This window comes from Novosphingobium silvae (assembly GCF_009856825.1).
GTDB lineage: Bacteria > Pseudomonadota > Alphaproteobacteria > Sphingomonadales > Sphingomonadaceae > Novosphingobium > Novosphingobium silvae.
On the sequence record NZ_WVTD01000058.1, the window covers coordinates 1 to 2,244 of the forward strand.

At 61.7% G+C, this 2,244-nt stretch carries 2 protein-coding genes and 1 pseudogene; 1 reads left to right on the plus strand and 2 read right to left on the minus strand.

Annotation, left to right across the window (positions count from 1 at the left end; genetic code table 11):
* On the plus strand, positions 1 to 775 hold a 775-nt coding region (locus GR702_RS21900), incomplete at its 5' end, for an MFS transporter (RefSeq protein ID WP_160987619.1).
* Between the two features lie 26 nt (positions 776 to 801).
* Here the strand turns inward: GR702_RS21900 and GR702_RS21905 are convergent.
* Both GR702_RS21905 and GR702_RS22520 read right to left on the minus strand, forming a co-directional pair.
* Positions 802 to 1,815, minus strand: a complete 1,014-nt coding sequence (locus GR702_RS21905) for a phytanoyl-CoA dioxygenase family protein (RefSeq protein ID WP_237449890.1) — start codon at positions 1,813 to 1,815, stop codon at positions 802 to 804.
* A 120-nt stretch (positions 1,816 to 1,935) separates the two neighbouring features.
* Positions 1,936 to 2,112, minus strand: a pseudogene (locus GR702_RS22520) (SDR family oxidoreductase); the annotation flags it as partial.
* Positions 2,113 to 2,244: the final 132 nt, after the last annotated feature.

The following is a 2,244-nucleotide window of genomic DNA, read 5'->3' on the forward strand; positions in this document are numbered from 1 at the left end:
CCTCCCACCCCTTTCAGTTTCGAAACTGGTTTCGAAATCACCACTCATCACCACCTCGCAAATGCAAGGCTCAACACCTACCAAATCGCGAAATCATGAGAATGTGGGGGATTTTGACCGCTTACGCAAAACCGTGGACCGAGGCGCGCACACCAGCACCGACGCCTCCCAACCGCCTTTACCCTCCGCAAACTGGTTCTCACTCGTCGCAAACAGGACCGTCCTGACAATCGCCGCCGCAGCCGCGCTCGCCTATGCGCCACTGCTGGCGATCATGTCCCAGGCCCAGCCTCTTCTGATGGGCAAGGGGCTGCCAGGCGAGACCGCCTCTGCTCTTGTCGGCATGCTGGGTATTGCCAGCCTTGTCGGCGCATTCGTTACAGGGCTGCTCCTCGACAGACTCTGGGCGCCGGGCGTTGCCTTCGTAATGCTGATGGGGGGAACCGCCGGCGCGCTGCTTCTCGCCTACGGTCCCCCAAGCCCTGCTTGCCTGATCCTGGCGATGTTGCTGATCGGTTTGACGATGGGCGCGGAGATCGACCTTGTCGCATTCGTCATTGCACGGTTCTGCGGGGTCGAAGCTTATGGTAGCGTGTTCGGCATTTCGGTGATGACGATCGCATTCTCAAGCGCGGGCGGTTCAGCGGCGATTGGCTTTATCTACGATGCGGCAGGCAGCTATTCTCCTGCTCTCGCGCTATGCGCGCTTGCCTTCACGGCTTCGGCGTTTCTCTATCTCTCCTTGGGCCGTTACCCGGCCCCCCGCGCCGATTGAGCAGGAGGCCGGGTGCGGCGCCTTCGTTACGGGCGCGAGCCCATGCGGAGCATCGCCGCCCGGTCACCCTCGCGCACGACGACGAGACGCATGCCAGGCTCGGTGACCTGCGCGAACTCTTCGAAGGTTTCCCTCACGCCAGGCCCGCGTGTGCGCAGGAAGGTCTGAGGATCGACGGCAAGGGTAACCGTGCCGACATTGGCATCCGGCGAGTTCAGCGTCACGCGGTTTGGCGTAACCGCCTCGACGACGGCCTCGAAAGTGCTCGGCGCGCGGGCTGACTGAACACGCGTGTCGAAGGTAACGCGCAGGCGATCTGAAGTGTTGGGCGTTCCGCCATGAGGCGTGCAGGGGTGGACGACGAGCAGATCACCTGGCTCGTAATCCATCGTCGCCCAACTGTCCGGGTCGATCGCGTCGGCGGGGATCGGAAACGGCGCCTCCTTCCCCACGTTATGGAAATAGCCTGACTTGTTCTGACCGATCGCGATCATGAGGCCGCCAACTTCGCGCGGGCACGGCACTAAAGGAATCCACAGTGGCTTGTAGTCCTGGATGCCGGGCGAATAGAAGCCGTCCTGGTGGACCATCGTGACCGGTCCGTTGGGAGGATAGAGCCGGTACTGGACGATCGGCACCATGGACGGCCTTTCGCCCAGTATCTTCGTGAGAAGGTCCTGGTTCCTGGGGTTTTCAACGAGCTTCTTCGAAATGCCGGAGAAGCAGGGCTTTTCCTCGCTCTGCGGCGGGTAGGCCTTGCCGCTCCAGCGCGCCTGCGGGTCGCCCTTCTCGACGAGACCGAATTCGTCGGCAGCGACGGCGAGCATGGAATTTCGGGCTTCTTTGACCGACTGCGGATCGAGGACTCCCCGGAAGAACAGATACCCATTCTCCTGATAAAAAGCCTCGAGAGCGGCATGATCGTCGAGGAGATCATTGCAGATCTCGAATTCACGGCGGGGCACGATCGAGAGCGTATCGAGATCGACCGCATCGGGGCGATTGATCGGCATCCCTTCCATAGTTGCTGAAGCGTTCATGGGCATCCTCACGGTTGTCTTCACGCTGAAATGATGCGCCTCTCGTGTCCGGTTGAAACGGATGCAGGTGCCGGTGATGAAGCGTGCTTCATCACTCGCAAGGAACAGCGCGGCATGCGCAATATCCCAAGCATCGCCCTCGATCCCGATGGGGCCGGCCTTTCGGCGCGCGTCACGCATTTCGGCGGGGATCAAGCCATCGAGCAGCGGCGTATGGATGTGGCCAGGCGCAATTGCGTTGGCGCGAATGCAATCCTTCCCGTGAGCCAAGGCCAGTTCGCGCGTAAGGTGGATCATGGCGGCCTTAGCAGCCCGCTGCCGAAGTCGATTTTTCGGGACGGCGCTCAGCCCGGCCCCGCAGACATGATGATCAGCAGCACGCCGGCTTCGGCTGCGACTTGGCCGACGAGGGCGAAGATCAGCGCGTTT

Bases quoted from the DNA above. Each gene is read 5' to 3' on its own strand.
- GR702_RS21905 (WP_237449890.1), bottom strand. From the start codon at position 1,815: ATGAACGCTTCAGCAACTATGGAAGGGATGCCGATCAATCGCCCCGAT.